Below are 19,437 nucleotides of genomic sequence, written 5' to 3'. Positions count from 1 at the left end.
GATGGTAGAAACCCTGCTCGAAGTGCGTAATCTGAGCAAAACCTTCCGCTACCGGACGGGATTATTTCGCCGCCAGACCGTCGAAGCCGTTAAACCGCTGAGCTTTACGCTGCGTGAACGTCAAACGCTCGCTATTATTGGCGAGAACGGCTCAGGCAAGTCCACGCTGGCGAAAATGCTGGCTGGGATGGTTGAGCCGACCAGCGGCGAGCTGCTGATTGACGATCATCCGCTAAAATATGGCGATTATTCATTTCGTAGTCAGCGTATTCGCATGATTTTCCAGGATCCGTCAACGTCGCTAAACCCACGGCAGCGTATCTCACAGATCCTCGATTTTCCGTTACGCCTGAATACCGATCTGGAGCCTGAACAGCGCCGCAAACAGATTGTGGAAACTATGCGTATGGTGGGTCTGCTACCCGATCATGTTAGCTACTATCCGCATATGCTGGCCCCAGGGCAAAAACAGCGTCTGGGCCTTGCCCGTGCGCTGATTTTGCGGCCAAAAGTTATTATCGCCGACGAAGCGCTGGCTTCTCTGGATATGTCGATGCGATCGCAACTCATCAACCTGATGCTGGAATTACAGGAAAAACAGGGGATTTCGTATATCTATGTGACCCAACACATTGGGATGATGAAACACATCAGCGACCAGGTGCTAGTTATGCATCAGGGCGAAGTTGTCGAGCGCGGCAGTACGGCGGACGTGCTGGCCTCTCCGCTACATGAGCTGACTCGTCGTCTTATTGCAGGGCATTTTGGCGAGGCGCTTACCGCCGATGCCTGGCGGAAAGACCGTTAATCAGATAATAGCCCACCAGGACGGGAGGGCTATCCGTTCTGTCATCAGTGACAAAACCGGGGCAAGAGGAGCGCGTCAACCTCAGAGAACGTGACTGACGGGAAAATTTCACCCTGCATCGCCCAAACGCCGGCGGTGCAGACCTCCTCGATAAGATGGGTCGTATCTATCCCCTCAACCACAACGCGCTCGCAATATCCCCTGATATTTTTAATCAACACCGGGAAAATTGTTTTTTCTACCTGTGACAGGAAGAAGTCGCGATCCATTTTCACAACGTCAAAACGGCCGCACACCAGCGGACTCGCGCCAATACTGCCAGATCCGAGATCGCCCAGCCACAAGGCATTTGGGCCATCACTCAGCGAATTAATCAGCAGGTTGTTCAGGCAAACTGTATTCGACAGAAAGCGTTCTGAAAGTTCCAGCGCAATAAAGGGCATGGAATGCAAGGCCGACTTAATGACGGGATCACCAATTGCTAATAGCGCCATTTCATCAATAAGGCTTAGCGTACAGAGCAGATTATTGTTCTCGAACCAATTACGCTTTTCTGCAATTAACCGAATTTGCTCAAGCATGAAATTACGTTTTTGTTCGCTACTCCATGCCGAAATGATGGAATCTGCGTGTAACGGATGAACCGTCTCAGAGGTGAAGCGGGCGAGCATCTCAACACCCAGCAACTTATCTGTTGTGTCTCTCATCGGTTCCGCGATGAAATGATAGTGCATAAGACCACTCCAATTGATCATAACGTCCTGATAATGCACTTTTAATCATAATCAATCAATAATATCGATCAATGAATCGATATTGATCGATAAAAACAATATATCATAACTAAATGAATATGGTCATATTTTTTGTTTTAAGAATGTTCTTACATTGATATGTGTTAAAACATCGACTAGAGGTCAGATCATACCATTTTAACCCTCTGACGCCTTGTATTTTCACCTTATACCCCTGCTCTTCTCTGGTTGGATGAGGCAGAACCAGGGGGGAGTGATATACTCCTCACGTGCAATGAATAGTGACAGGCCACCAGATTCCCTGCCCTCTGAAATGCCGATTACTGCTGCTCACCGTCTGGTGAATAGCAGAGAAAGATCGTGACACAAGGGGCAAAGAGTGGGATATAATTTCACACCAATTTTGAGTGACCTTGAAATTGCAATCATAACTCATTGATTGCTAAAAAAATAAGTAATGACTATAAGGATTAAAGCTATGGGTTTTCTTTCCGGTAAGCGCATTCTGGTGACCGGTCTTGCCAGTAAACTGTCCATCGCCTATGGTATCGCACAGGCGATGCACCGCGAAGGCGCTGAACTGGCGTTCACCTACCAGAACGACAAACTGAAAGGCCGCGTGGAAGAATTTGCCGCTCAGCTGGGTTCCAACATCGTACTGCAGTGTGATGTGGCTGAAGACGCCAGCATCGACACCATGTTCGCTGAACTGGGCAAAGTCTGGCCGAAATTCGACGGTTTCGTACATTCCATCGGTTTCGCACCTGCTGACCAGCTGGATGGCGACTACGTGAATGCGGTCACCCGCGAAGGCTTTAAAATTGCTCATGACATCAGCGCATACAGCTTTGTTGCAATGGCAAAAGCATGCCGTTCAATGCTGAACCCTGGTTCTGCACTGCTGACGCTGTCCTACCTGGGTGCAGAGCGCGCGATCCCGAACTATAACGTAATGGGTCTGGCGAAAGCCTCTCTGGAAGCCAACGTTCGTTATATGGCTAACGCGATGGGTCCTGAAGGCGTGCGTGTGAACGCAATCTCCGCCGGCCCAATCCGTACTCTGGCGGCTTCCGGTATCAAAGATTTCCGTAAAATGCTGGCACATTGCGAAGCGGTTACGCCGATTCGTCGTACCGTTACCATTGAAGATGTGGGCAACTCTGCGGCATTCCTGTGCTCAGACCTGTCCGCCGGTATCTCCGGTGAAGTCGTTCACGTTGACGGTGGCTTCAGCATCGCCGCAATGAACGAACTGGAACTGAAATAATCTTTCAGACTTCCTCTATGGGCGACGCTCCGTCGCCCATTATTTTCCTCTCCCTTCTCCTTCGCTCGTGGCTATATATGCTTTTCTGATATTTATTATCACTTAACAATCTTTCATCACCTCATTCGCTTACGTCAGGATATCGCAGCGCAAACGATCCGGCGTACAGGTATGACGACGTATCCGGGTCGCCACTTTTTAGACCAAGGAACGCCCATGGAACAACGCCGAATTGAAGGCAAAAGCCACTGGTATCATGAGACACAGTCCAGTACATATCCGCAAGATGTTCTACCGTTGGTGCCCGAAGCCGCACACGTAGAGGACCGATTTTTGCTGGATCTGACGATACCTGCCGTTGCGCTTTTACCCTTTCAGTCCTGGTTAGAACCTGCCCGTAAACTTGCTCAACTTCTCTTCCCAGTGCATGTTTCTCTGGACTCAATGCTCACGTTCAGCGCCTATGAACGTATGAGTACCGCTTTAACCGTCGCACAGGTTTGTGGCGTACAGCGTTTATGTAATCATTATGCTGCACGTCTGACCCCCCTTCCTGGCCCTAATTCATCCAGGGAAAGCAACCACCGACTGGCGCAAATCACCCAATATGCTCGCCAGCTAGCCAGCTCTCCGGACGTCATCGGCTCACGCGATCGCCAGCATCTGGAGGCGGTTGGCCTCACGACCAGCGACAGTGTTCTAATGAATCAAATCGTTGGCTTTGTCGGCTTTCAGGCCCGCGTCGTTGCGTTGTTTCAAGCCTGGTTTGGCCATCCTGTGCGACGCATTCCAGGCCTTGATATTCAGCAATTTGCCGAGGCATCCCCCTTTAGTGCAGAAGAAGCACAGTGGCACACCGCCGACCTGCCAATTGAAAAACATCTTGCCGGCGCAGAAGCACATGCCAGCCATACTCCCATTGTGTTGCAAGCGCTGAGGCCATTACTTCAACACTCACCTGAAGAACTGGCGTTATTTGAAGCGCTTTTTACCAGCACATTACACAGCGATGTGCAATCACGGACATTTTCTCTGACCACGCTGTTCACATCGCGGATTAACGGTAGCGTGTCCTGCTTCAATGAGTACGCCCTCTCAGCCACTGAGCTCACTGAGATTATTACCGTACTTCGCCAGGATGAGCGCCAAATACAGCGTTGGGAGCAACGACATCCGGTTGAGCGCGTCACCCTGCAGGCGGTACAATGGCTAACCCGGGCGCCCGATCGCTTTAGCGCCGCACTGCTTACTCCGTTACTCGACCAGGGTATATCTTCAGAACAGGCAATTAACGTACTGGCCTGGAGCGGATTGTGCGGATGGTTAAATCGTTTGAAGATCGCGTTGGGCGAGACGTATTAACCGATCCACTTGCTGAAAGAGCGCTTGCTGCGACTGGCAGATTCGCGTAAAACTGTCAGCCGCTCTTTCAGCCACGAAAATAGACAATTATGCTTCAGGACAACCCGCTGCTAGCGCAGCTTAAACAGCAACTACATTCCCAGACGCCACGTGCTGAAGGGGTGGTAAAAGCCACGGAAAAAGGCTTTGGCTTCCTGGAAGTCGATGCACAAAAAAGCTATTTCATTCCACCGCCGCAGATGAAAAAAGTGATGCATGGCGACCGCATTGTGGCGGTTATCCATACGGAAAAAGATCGCGAATCTGCCGAACCGGAAGAACTGATCGAGCCGTTCCTGACGCGCTTCGTGGGCAAAGTTCAGGGTAAGAATGACCGCCTGTCCATTGTGCCGGATCATCCGCTCCTGAAAGATGCGATTCCCTGCCGCGCCGCGCGTGGCGTTGAACATGAATTTAAAGAAGGTGACTGGGCTGTTGCAGAAATGCGTCGCCACCCGTTAAAAGGCGACCGCACCTTCTACGCCGAGTTAACCCAATTTATTACCTTCGCTGACGATCACTTCGTTCCGTGGTGGGTCACACTGGCTCGCCATAATCTGGAAAAAGAAGCACCCGATGGCATCGCCACTGAGATGCTGGATGAGGGTCTGGTGCGCGAGGACTTAACCGCACTGAACTTCGTCACCATCGACAGCGCCAGTACGCAGGACATGGATGACGCGCTTTACGCCGAAGAACAAACGGACGGTAAATTGCAGTTAACCGTCGCGATTGCCGATCCTACCGCCTGGATTGCTGAAGGCAGTAAGCTGGATAACATTGCAAAAATTCGTGCATTTACCAACTACCTGCCGGGGTTCAACATCCCAATGTTGCCGCGCGAGCTTTCGGACGATCTGTGTTCTCTGCGTGCTAACGAAATTCGCCCGGTTCTGGCCTGCCGCATGAGCATCACTGCTGACGGCACGATCGAAGACAATATCACCTTCTTCGCAGCAACGATTGAATCGAAAGCGAAGCTGGCCTACGACAACGTCTCTGACTGGCTTGAAGGCTCGGGTGACTGGCAGCCGGAGAATGACGCAATTGCACAGCAGATCCATCTGCTGCACCGTATCTGTCTCAGTCGTGGCGAATGGCGCCATAATCACGCTCTGGTATTCAAAGACCGCCCGGATTACCGTTTTGTTCTCGGTGAAAAAGGCGAAGTACTGGATATCGTGGCGGAACCGCGCCGCATCGCGAACCGCATTGTGGAAGAGTCCATGATTGCGGCGAACATTTGTGCTGCCCGCGTACTGCGCGACAAGCTGGGCTTTGGTATTTATAACGTGCATATGGGATTCGATCCGGCTAACGCAGAAGCACTGGCTGCCCTACTGAAAACCCATGGTATGCACGTTGATGCTGAAGAGGTCCTGACGCTGGAAGGCTTCTGTAAACTGCGTCGTGAACTGGATGCGCAGCCTTCCGGTTTCCTCGACAGCCGCATCCGCCGATTCCAGTCTTACGCTGAGATTAGCACCGAGCCGGGTCCGCATTTTGGTCTGGGCCTGGAAGCTTATGCCACCTGGACCTCGCCTATCCGTAAATATGGCGACATGATCAACCATCGCTTGCTTAAGGCCATCATCAAAGGTGAGACAATTTCCCGCCCGCAGGATGATACGACTTTGCAGATGGCTGAACGTCGCCGCCTGAACCGCATGGCCGAGCGTGATGTGGGTGACTGGCTGTATGCACGTTTTCTGAATGACAAAGCCGGCACCGACACCCGCTTTGCGGCCGAGATTATTGATGTCAGCCGTGGTGGTATGCGTGTACGTTTAATTGATAACGGCGCGGTAGCCTTTATTCCGGCCCCCTTCCTGCACGCGGTTCGTGATGAACTGGTGTGTAGCCAGGAAAGTGGTACGGTCCAGATCAAAGGTGAGGTGGTTTACAAAGTTACTGATGTCATTGACGTCACCATCGCCGAAGTGCGGATGGAAACCCGCAGCGTCATCGCGCGCCCTGCCGTATAATACGCATTAACTCAACGACCTTTCTCTTTTGTGAAAGGTCGTTTTCTTTTTTCCCGACCAATTGCCTGCTACGCACTACACTTCTTCCATCCAGTCAGATTTATTTTTTACTATTTTCCGTTCGCCAGCTTTGCTTTTTCCTGAATCTGGATTACACATAAATATATAAATAAAACAATATGTTCAGCCATCATCACCCTTTGAATTATGGCTACCCTTACTTTTGAGGCTCCATGCGCTTTAAACGGGATAGTACACATCATGAAAGACGTTCGGGAGCTGGCTACGTTGTATAGCTATGTGGGCACCCATAACCCCTACTGGCGTTTGTCAGAGGGTTGCGACATCCTGCATTTCTCTATTGACGAAGCGGCAGAAACGAACCAAAACATCGAATTATCACCTGAGCAAGCCGACCGCATCCGGGAGATGACGGTCATCACGTCAAGCCTGTTAATAACACTGTCGATTGAAGATGACGATATCCCTGTTCACCTGGTCGGGCGGAAAATAAATAAACGCGAATGGGCCGGAAGTGCATCCGCCTGGGATGATACCCCTCCGGTCGCCCGCGATTTGGCACAAGGACTTTCTTTTGCCGAACAGGTGGTCTCTGAAGCCAACTCCGTTATTGTCATCCTTGACCGCATGGGGAACATTCAGCGTTTCAATCGCCTGTGTGAAGAATATACCGGACTCAAAGAACGCGAAGTGATTGGTCAAAGTGTCTTCACGCTGTTTATGAGTCGACGCGAAGCCGCAGCCTCCAGACGCAACATCGATGTTTTCTTTCGCGAAGGTAACTCATATGAAGTCGAACGTTGGGTGAAGACCTGTAAAGGTCAGCGACTGTTTCTGTTTCGCAATAAATTTGTGCACAACGGCAGCGGTAAGAACGAAATATTTCTAATCTGCTCAGGTACCGATATCACCGAAGAACGGCGTGCTCAGGAACGCCTGAGAGTTCTGGCAAATACCGACTCCATTACCGGATTACCTAATCGGAATGCGATTCATGAACTGATCACTGAAGCCATTGAGAATGCAGGAGATACCCAGGTTGGTATTGTGTACCTCGACCTGGATAATTTCAAAAAAGTAAACGATGCCTACGGACATATGTTCGGCGATCAACTGTTGCAAAGCGTGTCACTGGCAATTCTCAGCTGTCTTGATGATAACCAGTTACTGGCCCGTTTTGGTGGCGATGAGTTTATTGTCCTCGCGACTCAAACATCTCAAGTGGCGCTGGAAGCCACGGCATCACGTATTTTGACCCGTTTGCGCCAGCCCTTCCGAATTGGCCTGATTGAGGTTTATACCGGTTGTTCGATTGGAATTTCCCTTGCACCACAGCATGGACACGACTGCGAGAGCGTTATTCGCAATGCCGATACTGCCATGTATACCGCAAAGGAAGGCGGACGGGGACAATTCTGCGTTTTCTCTCCGGAAATGAACCAGCGAGTCTTTGAGTATCTTTGGCTGGATACCAACTTGCGTAAGGCGCTGGAAAACGATCAACTGTTGATTCATTACCAACCGAAAATAACATGGCGTGGTGAAGTACGTAGTCTGGAGGCGCTGGTGCGCTGGCAGTCCCCTGAACGTGGTCTCATTCCTCCGCTGGAGTTTATCTCCTACGCTGAAGAATCAGGCTTGATTGTGCCGCTGGGGCGCTGGGTTATTCTCGACGTTGTTCGTCAGGTCGCAAAGTGGCGCGATAAAGGGATTAATCTGCGAGTGGCCGTGAACGTTTCTGCTCGCCAGCTTGCCGATCAGACGCTGTTTACCGACCTGAAACAGGTGCTTCACGATCTCAATTTTGAATATTGCCCTATCGATGTCGAATTGACCGAGAGCAGTTTAATTGAAAACGAACACCTGGCACTGTCCGTTATTCAGCAATTTAGCCAGCTTGGGGCACAGATCCATTTAGATGATTTTGGGACGGGTTATTCATCGTTGTCTCAACTGGCCCGCTTCCCACTTGATGCCATTAAGCTGGACCAGGCGTTCGTCAGGGATATTCATAAACAACCCATTTCACAGTCGCTGGTGCGCGCTATTGTCGCAGTGGCGCAGGCGCTTAACCTACAGGTGATAGCTGAAGGCGTTGAAAGTACGAAAGAGGATGCTTTTTTGACCAAAAATGGCGTCAATGAACGTCAGGGTTTTTTGTTCGCCAAGCCAATGCCAGCCGCTGCATTTGAACGTTGGTATAAACGTCATCTGAATAAAAAATTGCGATAACGCAACAAGAAAAGTGCAAGGGATAAACGTGAAAAATAGCCATAAATGGACACTACGTGATGACCATATCTGTATGTAATCACGGAATATATAATATTCTCCAATCATTCATGTTAATACTATTTTTCCCTTCTCTTTTGGCATGAATTTCTGCATCATGAAATTCAAACCTTTTTGACATTAGGATGATGACCATGTCTGATACCGACGCACAACGTCTGGCCGAGCGCATTGATACTGTGCTGGATATTCTCGTTGCAGGCGATTACCACTCAGCGATCCACAATCTCGAAATTCTCAAGGCTGAACTGTTAGATACGGTCAAAGAAGATACAGCGTCTGTGTCAAAAAAACCGAAGGCCCCGTGGGAAATCTGATGACTTCACTCACGTTATGTCGCTGTAGCCATCAGATTTCAGATAACGCAGCTACCGTTTAATTTCCGATACGATATCGCTATAAAAATTAATACTATGAATTCCCGACAACAATCTATTTTGCAGATGGTGATCGATAAAGGTCAGATGAGCGTGGCCGACCTGGCTAAAATCACCGGTGTCTCCGAAGTGACGATTCGACAGGATCTGAACACACTGGAAAAACAGAGCTACTTGCGCCGTGCGCACGGTTTTGCGGTGTCACTGAACAGTGATGATGTCGAAACGCGCATGATGACCAATTTCACCCTTAAACGTGAACTGGCCGAATTTGCGGCGTCACTGGTTAATCCTGGTGAATCCGTCTTTATTGAAAATGGCAGCAGCAATGCGCTGCTGGCCAGAACGTTGGCAGAACAAAAAGATGTCACCATCATCACGGTCAGTAGCTACATCGCGCACCTGCTCAAAGAAACACCGTGTGAAGTCATTCTCCTCGGTGGGATCTATCAGAAAAAAAGCGAGAGCATGGTCGGACCGCTGACTCGCCAGTTTATTCAGCAGGTACATTTCAGTAAAGCCTTTATCGGTATTGACGGCTGGCAGGCTGACACCGGCTTCACCGGGCGTGATATGATGCGCTCTGATGTGGTTAATGCGGTTCTGGAAAAAGGCGCTGAGGTGATTGTACTCACCGATAGCTCTAAATTTGAGGCCATTCATCCATACACGCTGGGCCCGTTAGACAGATTCAGTCGCGTAGTCACGGACTCCAGACTCAGCGCCAGCGTGCAAATGCAACTTGAACACTCGGGTTTAACCGTCAATATCATTGATGCTCACGCATAATACTTCAGCAGATGATTTGTCCGCGGGCAGATCATCTTCTCTCTGAGACTTATCCGACAGTCCAATTAAGACTTTTTACCTGTCGTTAACAGGATAAAGTCGTAGAATTAATGTTAGCGATATAACAGGAGCGAACAGTCACCTCAGGATTTGATTGTAACGTCCTGCGCTAAACGGTTTCGCGGAAATATCTTTAGTCGTCCTATTTTGGCGCTATCATTAAAGTGAACTGGATTCCGTGATTCAATAATTCAGGAGAAAGTATTATGTTAGTAACGAGCAAAAAAATGACCGCTGCCATTCTGGCGATTACACTAGCAATGTCTTTGAGTGCCTGCTCTAACTGGTCCAAACGTGACCGTAACACTGCGATAGGTGCTGGTGCGGGTGCGATAGGCGGTGCAGTCCTGACTGACGGCAGCACGCTGGGTACGCTGGGTGGTGCTGCAGTAGGTGGTATTATCGGCCACCAGGTGGGTAAATAATTTACGGTTGAACGGCTCGATATAATAATACGTTTACTTTTTCAGGTTTGTATTATTAGAGAAGCCACGGATGCTCTCCGTGGCTTTTTTATTAGCCGCCGGCCAGCTTAACTTTCATTCCTTTGGCTTCCAGCAGCGATTTTATCAGGTCGCGTTTATCACCCTGAATTTCAATTACGCCGTCCTTCACTGCCCCACCACAACCACATTTTTTTTTCAGCTCTGCGGCCAATTTAACCAGTGCAGCGTCATCTTGATCAATACCGGTAATCAGGCAAACGCCCTTACCTTTACGACCGCTGGTCTGGCGCTGGATGCGAACAATACCATCGCCCTTCGGACGCTCTGCTACCACTCTGGGTTCATCAATTCGTCCGGACTCAGTTGAATAAACCAGTCGAGAGTTTGAGTCGCTCATTTATGCACCTCGATTCAGAGAGGCGTTGATCATCTTCAGCGTTTGCGCCGGATCTTCCGACTGCGTGACTGGACGACCAATCACCATGTAATCCACACCAGCGGCCAGCGCCTGCTGTGGCGTCATAATACGGCGCTGGTCACCCGCCTCACTACCTTCAGGACGAATGCCTGGCGTCACCAGCTTGAATGTCTGTCCAAACGCCTGCTTGAACCTCACCGCTTCATGCGCCGAGCATACTACCCCGTCCAACCCACAATTTTGCGTCAAACGCGCCAACTTTTCAGCATGCTCCGCAGGTGACAACGTCACACCAAGATCGGCAAGGTCGCTGGCTTCCATACTGGTCAGGACCGTCACTGCAATTAACAGTGGCGCATCTTTACCAAAAGGCAGTAATGCCTCGCGGGCAGCGGTCATCATTCGTGCCCCACCACAAGCATGCACGTTTACCATCCAGACGCCAAGGTCAGCAGCTGCCGCGACGGCATGCGCCGTGGTGTTGGGAATATCATGAAATTTCAAATCCAAAAAGATGTCGAAGCCACGTTGTTGCAGATCCCGTACCAATTGAGGTCCAAAAAGCGTGAACATCTCTTTGCCCACTTTCAAACGACAATCACGGGGATCAATTCTGTCGACAAACGCTAATGCCTTATCACGATTTGAGTAATCCAACGCGACAACGACGGGAGAATCAGTAGCTGCGCGGGAAGAAGATGAAGCAGTAAACGTCATGACCAGACCTTCTTGATGATGGGCGCACGAACGGCGCAAAATGGATAAACGGCGTGCATTCTACCTGTGGTCATAGAAAATTAACAGGTGCGTTTACATTTCTGCGAAACGATGTGGCTCAGGAGCCTGAGCGCTGGATGAAGAAAAATAAATAAGTATGTTGTAACTAAAGTGAGTTTTTTTTAAAAATTAGAGCCCGTCCAGACCGCGAATTGGCTTAATGGTTGACCAGGAGCGGCACGATGGGCAGTGCCAGTACAGCGAATAAGCAGTAAACCCGCACTTCTGGCAACGATAACGCGGCTTGCTGCGCACCTGCTCACCAACCATATCGCGCAGGACCATCAGACTCTCTTTTGCGCGCCCTTCTTCCGCTTCATTAAGGTGGTAATCCATCAGTTTATGGAACACGCGCATCGTCGGATGACGTTGCAACTGACGGGTAATATAAACCTGCGCAGTATCAGTACCCTCGCGCGCCTCAAGAATATCAGCCAGCATCAACTCAGCGGCAGCACCGGTGTTTTCTTCGACCGCACGGCGTAAAAACTCCGCCCATTCATCGTTTTTACCCAACTGTTGGTAGCAGCTCTGCAGCATTTCCAGCGTTTCACTGACCAACTCTTTATCCTGCGAGATCACGCGTTGCAGGCATTCAACGGCCTTCGCGTAATCTCCCTTCAGCATGTAAACGCGCCCCATCATAATCGAGACACGAGCACTGTTTTTGTCTGCAGCAGCTCCTTTTTTCAGCAATGCCATGGCGCGATCCATATCGTCGCTACCCATTTGCTGCAAGGCCAGTTCACAGTAAAAATGCGCTATTTCAATACGCTGTTTATCTTTGCCGAGTTTCACCAGCCGTTCTGCAACATCAATGGCTTTTTGCCATTCGCTGGTTGCCTGATAGATTTGCAACAGTTGCTGCAATGCCCCTACACGGAAATCCGTTTCATCAGTTAGCTGATTGAACATGTCTTCCGCACGGTCATACAATCCGGCTGCCATGTAGTCACGTCCCAACTGCTGTATAGCCAACAAACGTTGCTCGTAAGTCAGCGAAGCACTTTCCATGAGGGTTTGGTGGATACGGATAGCGCGGTCGACTTCACCGCGTGAGCGGAACAGGTTTCCGAGGGTGAGATGAGCCTCAACGGTGCCGGTATCCTCTTTCAACATATCGAGGAACAGATCTACCGCTTTATCTTGTTGGTTGCTCAAGAGGAAGTTAACCCCGGCGACATAGTCGCGCGAAAGACGGTTAGCTTCATCCTGCTTTGTTTGTTGCGCACTTCTGCGACCCATATACCACCCATAGGCAGCGGCTACAGGCAAAAGCAGAAACAACAACTCCAACATAAATAATTATTCCTTCACAACCGACGAGTCGGCAGTTACCGCAACGTCGGTCGCAGGCGCAAGCTGGTTTTCCAGGCGTTTAATTTTGCGTTCGGCGCGCGCAAGAGACACACGAACCTTCAGCCAGAACAGGCCGCAAATTAACCAACCAATCGCAAAACCTGCTGCAAACAATACAGCAAGCAGCGTGGAGATACGATACTCACCCTGAGCTAGCAGGTAATTAAACGTAACCTGTTGATCGTTTTGCGCACCCAATGTCACCGAAATAACAAAAATCGCCAACACCAGTAAGAAAATGAGTAAATATTTCACATTACTTCCCGTTATGTGGTTTGAGCGAATAAATCGTGTACAACTTACCGCGTTAAGCCTTTTAAATTACCATTTTCACGACGAGTGCGAAACGGAAAAGCGCCTTACGCTGTATGATTTGAGGGCTAAATTTGAAAAATCAATCACGGTCTGCGTTATTGCTCACGCTGCGCTATTTCCTTTGTCTCCTGGACGGGCGGTGTCAGAGGTCCACATATTCGCTGTGCAAGCCATGTTGCCAGCGTTACCAGCAGCCACGATATCAGCGTCGCAACAACCAAATCGCGCGGCCAGTGCATGCCCAGAAGCAAACGACTGCCCATTACGCCGGTCGCCCAGACGAGTAAGAACACAATCGTCAGCGTGCGCCTGCGTGGCCATAACAACCCGACACCCAGTAACGCCCAACTGGCAGCAAACAGGGTATGCCCGGAAGGGAAAGCAAAACCGGTCTCTTTTTGCCAGTGCTTACGTAAAAAAGGCGGAATATCCTGCTGCCCGGACAACTGCTCTTTTACTAAGTGTCCGCGATCTTTACGTTTTAAAGTGTAGAACTCATCTACCGGAACATGGTGCGTTTTTTCCAGCCACAGAACAAATGGCCGGGGCTCCTGCACCCTCTCTTTAACCCAGGATTTCACACCCTGGCCAATTAAGATAGCCGCCGCCAGGATCGCAAATAGCATAAACGCAGCTTTCAGACGAAATCGCAGACACCACAAAAACCACGCACAGAGAACAACATGGGTGATAATCCCCCAGGGTTGCGTCACCGTTTCAGTTACCCAGTATAAGGATTTTAACCACCAGACATTCTGTCCAGGCTGCCAGCTCCAGCCGGATATCCATACGGAAACCGGCATAATCAGTAACAGTGCTGCGCCTACAGTGGTTCGCTTGGCAATAGACAGCATTGCGTCTCCTTTCGTCGATAAGTCCCACAATCATAACTGAAAAATCCGCACACCGGGGAAATTGACAATTTTGTGCCATTCGGAAATGAATGCGTTGCTGCAATTAGGTGAACACCCTTGCCTTATGGCAAAATAGTGCAATACAGAAGCCAACAGGCGACGGCACGCACAGTGCCAGCATAATCTGGAGAATTACATGCAGCTTAAACGTGTGGCAGAAGCCAAACTGCCAACCCCCTGGGGTGATTTCCTGATGGTGGGATTTGAAGAACTGGCAACCGGACACGATCATGTCGCACTGGTTTTTGGCGATATTTCAGGCCAGACGCCTGTCCTGGCACGTGTTCATTCCGAATGTCTGACCGGCGATGCGCTGTTCAGTCTGCGTTGTGATTGTGGCTTTCAGCTGGAAGCGGCGCTTACGCATATCGCTGAAGAAGGACGCGGTATTCTGCTCTACCATCGTCAGGAAGGACGTAACATCGGCCTGTTGAATAAGATCCGCGCCTATGCGTTGCAGGATCAGGGCTATGACACCGTCGAAGCCAACCATCAGTTAGGCTTTGCGGCGGACGAGCGTGACTTCACCTTGTGTGCTGATATGTTCAAATTATTGGGCGTGGATGAAGTCCGTCTGCTAACCAATAACCCGAAGAAAGTGGAAATTCTGACAGAAGCTGGGATCAATATTGTGGAGCGTGTACCGCTAATTGTTGGCCGTAACCCGAAGAATGAACACTATCTGGATACCAAAGCCGCTAAGATGGGACATCTGTTAAGCGAGTGACATTCTCGCTTGCTGACAGTACAAAAAGCCTGCTTTCGCAGGCTTTTTTATAATTTAATTCAACATATTACGAATAACATAGTGCAAAATACCATCGTTTTGGTAATAGGTCAGCTCTGTCGCGGTATCAATACGACAGCGACACGAAATCACCTCTTTTCGCCCATCCGCACGGACCATATTCACCGGGATAGTCGCTCCCGGTTTAATATTTTGTAAGTCCGTAATATCAATGACTTCCTCCCCGGTTAACCCCAGGGTTTTACGTGTAACCCCCTGCGGAAATTCCAGAGGCAGGATCCCCATGCCAATCAGGTTAGAACGGTGGATGCGCTCAAAAGATTCGGCAATTACTACGCGAATACCTAACAAACGCGGGCCTTTCGCCGCCCAGTCCCGACTGGAACCCGAGCCATACTCCTTGCCGGCAACAATCGCCAACGGGGTCTTCTCTTGCTGGTATTGCATAGCGGCGTCATAGATAGCCATCACTTCTGTACCCGGCAAATGACGCGTCATCCCCCCTTCCACACCCGGTACCATTTCGTTACGGATACGGATATTGGCAAACGTGCCACGCATCATTACTTCGTGGTTTCCACGGCGAGAACCGTAGGAGTTAAAATCTTTGCGCTCAACACCGTGGCTTTGCAGATAGCGACCCGCCGGGCTGTCCGGCTTGATGCTCCCCGCAGGAGAAATATGATCGGTGGTGACGGAATCGCCGAGCATCGCCAGGATACGAGCACCATGGATATCCTGTACCGGGTCCGGCTTCGCCTGCATACCATCAAAGAACGGTGATAACCGGATGTAGGTTGAGTCCGACTGCCAGCCATAGGTGTCTGCACGATCAACGTTAATCGACTTCCATTCCGGCGTGCCTTCGAACACTTCGGCATACTCTTTATGGAACATCTCGGTAGAGACCTGCTCCACGGCACGGGCAATTTCCTGCGCACTCGGCCAGATATCTTTCAGATAGACAGGATCGCCTTTTCTGTCATGACCCAGCGGATCTTTCGTCAGATCAATATTCATATTCCCGGCCAGCGCATAAGCCACCACCAGCGGCGGAGAAGCCAGCCAGTTTGTCTTCACCAGCGGGTGGATACGCCCTTCAAAGTTACGGTTACCGGAAAGCACCGCCCCTACCGTCAGATCACCTTTTTTAATCGCCGTTTCAATAGGGTCAGGTAACGGGCCAGAGTTGCCGATACAGGTAGTACAGCCATAACCAACAAGGTTAAAACCCAGCTCATCAAGATACGGCGTCAGTTTTGCCTGCGCCAGGTAATCAGAGACGACTTTTGACCCAGGCGCCAGCGACGCTTTCACCCACGGTTGGCGCTTCAGACCAAGCGTCACTGCTTTTTTCGCCAGCAACCCAGCCGCCATCAGGACGCTGGGGTTGGAGGTGTTGGTACATGACGTGATCGCTGCAATCACCACAGCACCATCCGGTAGCTGATATTGATGACCGCTCATGACATAGTCGACCGGTTGACGATCTTTTTGCGAGCTATTCACTTCAAGTTCATTACTCGCGGCGAATGCTTTCGGCACATCACCCAATGCGACACGATCCTGTGGACGCTTCGGCCCGGCCAGGCTGGCTTCCACAGTGCCCATGTCCAGTTCCAGTGAGCTGGTAAACACAGGCTCATCACCTGGGTTACGCCACATCCCCTGTGCTTTAGCATACGCACCGACTAATTCAACCTGCTCTTCACTACGCCCACTCAGACGCATGTACTCAAGAGTTACCCCGTCAATCGGGAAAAAGCCGCAGGTTGCGCCGTATTCCGGCGACATGTTAGCAATGGTCGCCCGGTCAGCGAGCGGCAGGCTGTCCAGCCCATCACCATAGAACTCAACAAATTTACCGACCACACCGTGTTTACGCAGCATCTGCGTGACGGTCAGTACCAGATCGGTAGCGGTGATCCCTTCGCGAAGTTTACCAACAAGTTTGAAGCCCACGACATCCGGAATCAGCATTGAAACCGGTTGCCCCAGCATGGCGGCCTCAGCTTCAATCCCTCCGACACCCCATCCCAGCACACCAAGACCATTAATCATCGTGGTATGGGAATCGGTACCGACCAGCGTGTCCGGGTAAGCGATCCACTCGCCGTTTTGCAGCTCACTCCACACCGCTTTACCCAGGTATTCGAGGTTTACCTGGTGGCAAATTCCTGTTCCCGGTGGAACGACACTGAATCGGCTAAATGCCTGCTGCCCCCATTTAAGGAACACATAGCGCTCATGGTTGCGCTCCATTTCCAGTCGAACGTTCTCTTCAAAAGCATCATCGTCACCAAAACGATCGACCGTAACGGAGTGATCAATAACCAGATCAACAGGTGAAAGCGGGTTCACTTTTGCTGTATCCCCGCCAAGGCGTTTAACCGCTTCGCGCATGGCAGCCAGATCGACCACCGCCGGAACGCCGGTAAAGTCCTGCATGAGAACGCGAGCGGGTCGGTAGGCAATTTCGCGCTCGGCATGCGCCGTTTTCAACCATTGCGCCAGAGCATGAATATCCTCTTCGGTAACAGAGTCACCGTCCTGCCAGCGAAGCAGATTTTCCAGCAATACTTTTAGTGATTTAGGTAAACGGGTGATATCACCCAGTGATTTGGCAGCCAGGGGCAAACTGTAGTAGCGGTAGGTTTTATCTTTAACCTGCAATGTGTCCTTACTGGCTTCTCGTAGGGTAGACGACATAGCTCCTCCTTAAATGACAGGGTTGGATCCCCTGATTTTCCTCAGGGTTAGTATTAAAGATAACACAAACAAAATGTAACGCTTTGATAACAACTCAAATTGATAAACGAGGAGAACGACAAAAAGGTAACGAACTATGCAAGTGGCGGGGAATAAGATTAAAGTGCGGTAAATGAAAGGACCCGATACATCGATGCAACCGACAATACGCTGTTTAGATGGCGTACTGCGATTGCGATGTGATTATTCATACTGAATTCAATAAGCATGTTAATACTTATTATAAAACACGTATTGCTTATTGTTCTTGCTTATCATCTTCAATAAACAGATCAATAAATGCCCGTTGCTCAGGTGAAAGATCCCACGAAGCGGGAATATCCTGCTTTTTTTCTATACCGGTTTCATTCTCTTGCTCATTATTATGATGAGCAGGTGTAACAGTAGACTGCTGTTCCTGCGTGGACATCAATTACCCCCACACTTTCCAGACCACCAGAGCAACCACGATCCAGAACACGGCGGAGCCCAGAAACACGATGAACCATGCTTTACGTTTCATCGCGGGATCTCTGCGCGCAGGCTGGTTTCCAGAAGGCATTGCTAACCTCATACTATCGAAATCACTTATCATTTAGGCACCAAACAATCGGTACAATTAATCATCAGATAAGAGGAATCCTAATAAAAACATCCTGAAAAAGCCAGATAATTTTCGAAACCAGCTTTATAAATAACTTAATTGTTTGATCGGTTATAAATATTTGAAAGGGATTTTGGCAGGGTTACTCATTTGAAACTACTTTGGAGAATATTTTCCATAAATAATATAGGGATAATAGACAAATAAAAAATCATGAGTACATTCAACCGCCCCGCTGGTATGGCTGGAGAACCAGGATACCAACGAGGCAACTTCCGTTATTATTTCTCTGGCAATTTAATATCTTTGAACATAGCTTCAATATCATCGTTGGAACGCAACGCCACCGCCGTATCCACCACATCGCGTGTCAGATGCGGTGCGAAACGCTGAATAAAATCATACATGTAGCTGCGTAAAAACGTGCTGCGACGAAAACCAATTTTAGTGGTGCTGTGACTGAAAATATCATGAGCATCAACACGCACCAGATCCGGATCAGAGATAGGATCTACCGCCATGCTGGCAATCACGCCCACGCCCAGCCCCAGTCGGACATAGGTCTTAATAACATCGGCATCAGTCGCGGTAAAGACAATACGCGGCTCCAGACCCGCACGGTTGAACGCAGTGTCCAACTCCGAGCGTCCGGTAAATCCAAACGTGTAGGTCACCAGCGGATATTGCGCCAGCTCTTCAATGGATACGGAGGCTTTGCCTGCCAACGGATGGTCTGGCGTAACAACAATCGAACGGTTCCAGTGATAGCATGGCAGCATCACCAGATCATCGTACAAATGCAGTGCTTCCGTCGCGATGGCAAAATCAGCATTCCCTTTCGAAACAGCCTCGGCAATTTGCGTCGGCGATCCCTGATGCATATGCAACGAGACGCGAGGATAACGCTCAATAAAACCTTTAATCACGTTGGGCAGCGCGTAACGCGCCTGGGTGTGCGTGGTGGCGATATACAACGAGCCTTTGTCGGGCCAGGTATGTTCACCTGCAACCGACTTAATAGCATCCACTTTAGACAAGACTTCGCGGGCAATACGAATAACTTCCTGCCCTGCCGGAGTCACCTGCGTCAGGTGCTTACCGCTACGGGCAAAAATCTGGATGCCAAGCTCATCTTCCAGCATACGAACTTGCTTACTGATCCCTGGCTGGGAGGTATAGAGTCCTTCGGCCGTTGAGGAGACATTAAGGTTGTGATTTACCACCTCAACGATATAGCGAAGCTGCTGTAATTTCATGTTAAGCCATCCAGAATTATGCCATCAGAACATCGTTTAAAAGCAGACTCACACGCGCTGCTAATACGATTTAATAATAAAAAGCCTGCCAACTATA

The 19,437-nt window shown here is 49.9% G+C and carries 19 protein-coding genes; 9 read left to right on the top strand and 10 right to left on the bottom strand.

Annotation, left to right across the window (positions count from 1 at the left end):
* The first annotated feature begins 1 nt into the window (after window position 1).
* Window positions 2-808: a peptide ABC transporter ATP-binding protein SapF gene (gene sapF, locus SK32_RS04540; protein WP_048211509.1), complete on the top strand. Its 807-nt coding sequence runs from the start codon at window positions 2-4 to the stop codon at window positions 806-808.
* A 44-nt stretch (window positions 809-852) separates the two neighbouring features.
* Here the strand turns inward: sapF and SK32_RS04535 are convergent, their stop codons facing one another.
* A complete protein-coding gene (locus SK32_RS04535; protein WP_048212578.1) occupies window positions 853-1,542 on the bottom strand; it encodes an EAL domain-containing protein in 690 nt (229 codons plus the stop codon).
* Window positions 1,543-2,041: 499 nt separating this feature from the next.
* Between SK32_RS04535 and fabI the strand changes: the two genes are divergently transcribed.
* The 7 genes from fabI (at window position 2,042) to osmB (ending at window position 10,180) form a co-directional block, all read left to right on the top strand.
* Complete coding sequence (gene fabI, locus SK32_RS04530) at window positions 2,042-2,830, top strand: enoyl-ACP reductase FabI (protein ID WP_005126472.1); 789 nt, start codon at window positions 2,042-2,044, stop codon at window positions 2,828-2,830.
* Window positions 2,831-3,046: 216 nt separating this feature from the next.
* Complete coding sequence (locus SK32_RS04525; protein ID WP_048211508.1) at window positions 3,047-4,192, top strand: carboxymuconolactone decarboxylase family protein; 1,146 nt, start codon at window positions 3,047-3,049, stop codon at window positions 4,190-4,192.
* An 89-nt stretch (window positions 4,193-4,281) separates the two neighbouring features.
* Window positions 4,282-6,216 (top strand): exoribonuclease II, encoded by a 1,935-nt coding sequence (locus SK32_RS04520; protein ID WP_048211507.1) that lies wholly within the window; start codon window positions 4,282-4,284, stop codon window positions 6,214-6,216.
* A gap of 261 nt (window positions 6,217-6,477) precedes the next feature.
* On the top strand, window positions 6,478-8,469 hold the full coding sequence (pdeR, locus tag SK32_RS04515) for a cyclic di-GMP phosphodiesterase (protein WP_048211506.1): 1,992 nt from the start codon (window positions 6,478-6,480) through the stop codon (window positions 8,467-8,469).
* A gap of 194 nt (window positions 8,470-8,663) precedes the next feature.
* A complete protein-coding gene (locus SK32_RS04510; RefSeq protein ID WP_048211505.1) occupies window positions 8,664-8,846 on the top strand; it encodes a YciZ family protein in 183 nt (60 codons plus the stop codon).
* Window positions 8,847-8,942: 96 nt separating this feature from the next.
* Window positions 8,943-9,695 carry a DNA-binding transcriptional regulator YciT gene (yciT, locus tag SK32_RS04505; protein ID WP_048211504.1) on the top strand — a complete coding sequence of 251 codons (753 nt, stop codon included), beginning with the start codon at window positions 8,943-8,945 and terminating at the stop codon, window positions 9,693-9,695.
* A gap of 266 nt (window positions 9,696-9,961) precedes the next feature.
* Entirely contained in the window at window positions 9,962-10,180 is a 219-nt protein-coding gene (gene osmB, locus SK32_RS04500; RefSeq protein WP_003020583.1) for an osmotically-inducible lipoprotein OsmB, read from the top strand.
* Window positions 10,181-10,271: 91 nt separating this feature from the next.
* Here the strand turns inward: osmB and yciH are convergent, their stop codons facing one another.
* The 5 genes from yciH to pgpB form a co-directional block, all read right to left on the bottom strand.
* Window positions 10,272-10,598, bottom strand: a complete 327-nt coding sequence (gene yciH / locus SK32_RS04495) for a stress response translation initiation inhibitor YciH (RefSeq protein WP_048211503.1) — start codon at window positions 10,596-10,598, stop codon at window positions 10,272-10,274.
* On the bottom strand, window positions 10,599-11,336 hold the full coding sequence (gene pyrF, locus SK32_RS04490) for an orotidine-5'-phosphate decarboxylase (protein WP_048211502.1): 738 nt from the start codon (window positions 11,334-11,336) through the stop codon (window positions 10,599-10,601).
* A 189-nt stretch (window positions 11,337-11,525) separates the two neighbouring features.
* Window positions 11,526-12,695, bottom strand: coding sequence for a lipopolysaccharide assembly protein LapB (lapB, locus tag SK32_RS04485; protein WP_048211501.1), 1,170 nt, complete (start codon window positions 12,693-12,695; stop codon window positions 11,526-11,528).
* Between the two features lie 6 nt (window positions 12,696-12,701).
* Window positions 12,702-13,010, bottom strand: coding sequence for a LapA family protein (locus tag SK32_RS04480; protein ID WP_005126452.1), 309 nt, complete (start codon window positions 13,008-13,010; stop codon window positions 12,702-12,704).
* Window positions 13,011-13,165: 155 nt separating this feature from the next.
* Complete coding sequence (pgpB, locus tag SK32_RS04475) at window positions 13,166-13,924, bottom strand: phosphatidylglycerophosphatase B (RefSeq protein ID WP_048211500.1); 759 nt, start codon at window positions 13,922-13,924, stop codon at window positions 13,166-13,168.
* Between the two features lie 196 nt (window positions 13,925-14,120).
* On the opposite strand from pgpB, the gene ribA reads away from it, so the two are divergent.
* Window positions 14,121-14,711 (top strand): GTP cyclohydrolase II, encoded by a 591-nt coding sequence (gene ribA, locus SK32_RS04470; RefSeq protein WP_005126450.1) that lies wholly within the window; start codon window positions 14,121-14,123, stop codon window positions 14,709-14,711.
* 54 nt (window positions 14,712-14,765) lie between these two features.
* Here the strand turns inward: ribA and acnA are convergent, their stop codons facing one another.
* The 4 genes from acnA to cysB form a co-directional block, all read right to left on the bottom strand.
* Window positions 14,766-17,441: an aconitate hydratase AcnA gene (gene acnA / locus SK32_RS04465; RefSeq protein ID WP_048211499.1), complete on the bottom strand. Its 2,676-nt coding sequence runs from the start codon at window positions 17,439-17,441 to the stop codon at window positions 14,766-14,768.
* A gap of 298 nt (window positions 17,442-17,739) precedes the next feature.
* Complete coding sequence (locus SK32_RS26225; RefSeq protein ID WP_165712368.1) at window positions 17,740-17,910, bottom strand: hypothetical protein; 171 nt, start codon at window positions 17,908-17,910, stop codon at window positions 17,740-17,742.
* A 3-nt stretch (window positions 17,911-17,913) separates the two neighbouring features.
* Window positions 17,914-18,054: a YmiA family putative membrane protein gene (locus tag SK32_RS24310; RefSeq protein WP_213083770.1), complete on the bottom strand. Its 141-nt coding sequence runs from the start codon at window positions 18,052-18,054 to the stop codon at window positions 17,914-17,916.
* Between the two features lie 311 nt (window positions 18,055-18,365).
* On the bottom strand, window positions 18,366-19,340 hold the full coding sequence (cysB, locus tag SK32_RS04460) for an HTH-type transcriptional regulator CysB (protein ID WP_005126442.1): 975 nt from the start codon (window positions 19,338-19,340) through the stop codon (window positions 18,366-18,368).
* Between the last annotated feature and the right edge of the window lie 97 nt (window positions 19,341-19,437).

This window comes from Citrobacter sp. MGH100 (assembly GCF_001034465.1).
Lineage (GTDB): Bacteria > Pseudomonadota > Gammaproteobacteria > Enterobacterales > Enterobacteriaceae > Citrobacter > Citrobacter youngae.
Note: the sequence above shows the minus strand (reverse complement) of the source record. Positions and strands in the feature narration are given on the sequence as shown.

What these genes read in the sequence shown, in the direction of transcription:
- sapF (WP_048211509.1), top strand. Translation starts at nt 2, where the DNA reads ATGGTAGAAACCCTGCTCGAAGTGCGTAATCTGAGCAAAACCTTCCGC.
- SK32_RS04535 (WP_048212578.1), bottom strand. Translation starts at nt 1,542, where the DNA reads ATGCACTATCATTTCATCGCGGAACCGATGAGAGACACAACAGATAAG.
- fabI (WP_005126472.1), top strand. Translation starts at nt 2,042, where the DNA reads ATGGGTTTTCTTTCCGGTAAGCGCATTCTGGTGACCGGTCTTGCCAGT.
- SK32_RS04525 (WP_048211508.1), top strand. Translation starts at nt 3,047, where the DNA reads ATGGAACAACGCCGAATTGAAGGCAAAAGCCACTGGTATCATGAGACA.
- SK32_RS04520 (WP_048211507.1), top strand. Translation starts at nt 4,282, where the DNA reads ATGCTTCAGGACAACCCGCTGCTAGCGCAGCTTAAACAGCAACTACAT.
- pdeR (WP_048211506.1), top strand. Translation starts at nt 6,478, where the DNA reads ATGAAAGACGTTCGGGAGCTGGCTACGTTGTATAGCTATGTGGGCACC.
- SK32_RS04510 (WP_048211505.1), top strand. Translation starts at nt 8,664, where the DNA reads ATGTCTGATACCGACGCACAACGTCTGGCCGAGCGCATTGATACTGTG.
- yciT (WP_048211504.1), top strand. Translation starts at nt 8,943, where the DNA reads ATGAATTCCCGACAACAATCTATTTTGCAGATGGTGATCGATAAAGGT.
- osmB (WP_003020583.1), top strand. Translation starts at nt 9,962, where the DNA reads ATGTTAGTAACGAGCAAAAAAATGACCGCTGCCATTCTGGCGATTACA.
- yciH (WP_048211503.1), bottom strand. Translation starts at nt 10,598, where the DNA reads ATGAGCGACTCAAACTCTCGACTGGTTTATTCAACTGAGTCCGGACGA.
- pyrF (WP_048211502.1), bottom strand. Translation starts at nt 11,336, where the DNA reads ATGACGTTTACTGCTTCATCTTCTTCCCGCGCAGCTACTGATTCTCCC.
- lapB (WP_048211501.1), bottom strand. Translation starts at nt 12,695, where the DNA reads ATGTTGGAGTTGTTGTTTCTGCTTTTGCCTGTAGCCGCTGCCTATGGG.
- pgpB (WP_048211500.1), bottom strand. Translation starts at nt 13,924, where the DNA reads ATGCTGTCTATTGCCAAGCGAACCACTGTAGGCGCAGCACTGTTACTG.
- ribA (WP_005126450.1), top strand. Translation starts at nt 14,121, where the DNA reads ATGCAGCTTAAACGTGTGGCAGAAGCCAAACTGCCAACCCCCTGGGGT.
- acnA (WP_048211499.1), bottom strand. Translation starts at nt 17,441, where the DNA reads ATGTCGTCTACCCTACGAGAAGCCAGTAAGGACACATTGCAGGTTAAA.
- SK32_RS26225 (WP_165712368.1), bottom strand. Translation starts at nt 17,910, where the DNA reads ATGTCCACGCAGGAACAGCAGTCTACTGTTACACCTGCTCATCATAAT.
- SK32_RS24310 (WP_213083770.1), bottom strand. Translation starts at nt 18,054, where the DNA reads ATGAGGTTAGCAATGCCTTCTGGAAACCAGCCTGCGCGCAGAGATCCC.
- cysB (WP_005126442.1), bottom strand. Translation starts at nt 19,340, where the DNA reads ATGAAATTACAGCAGCTTCGCTATATCGTTGAGGTGGTAAATCACAAC.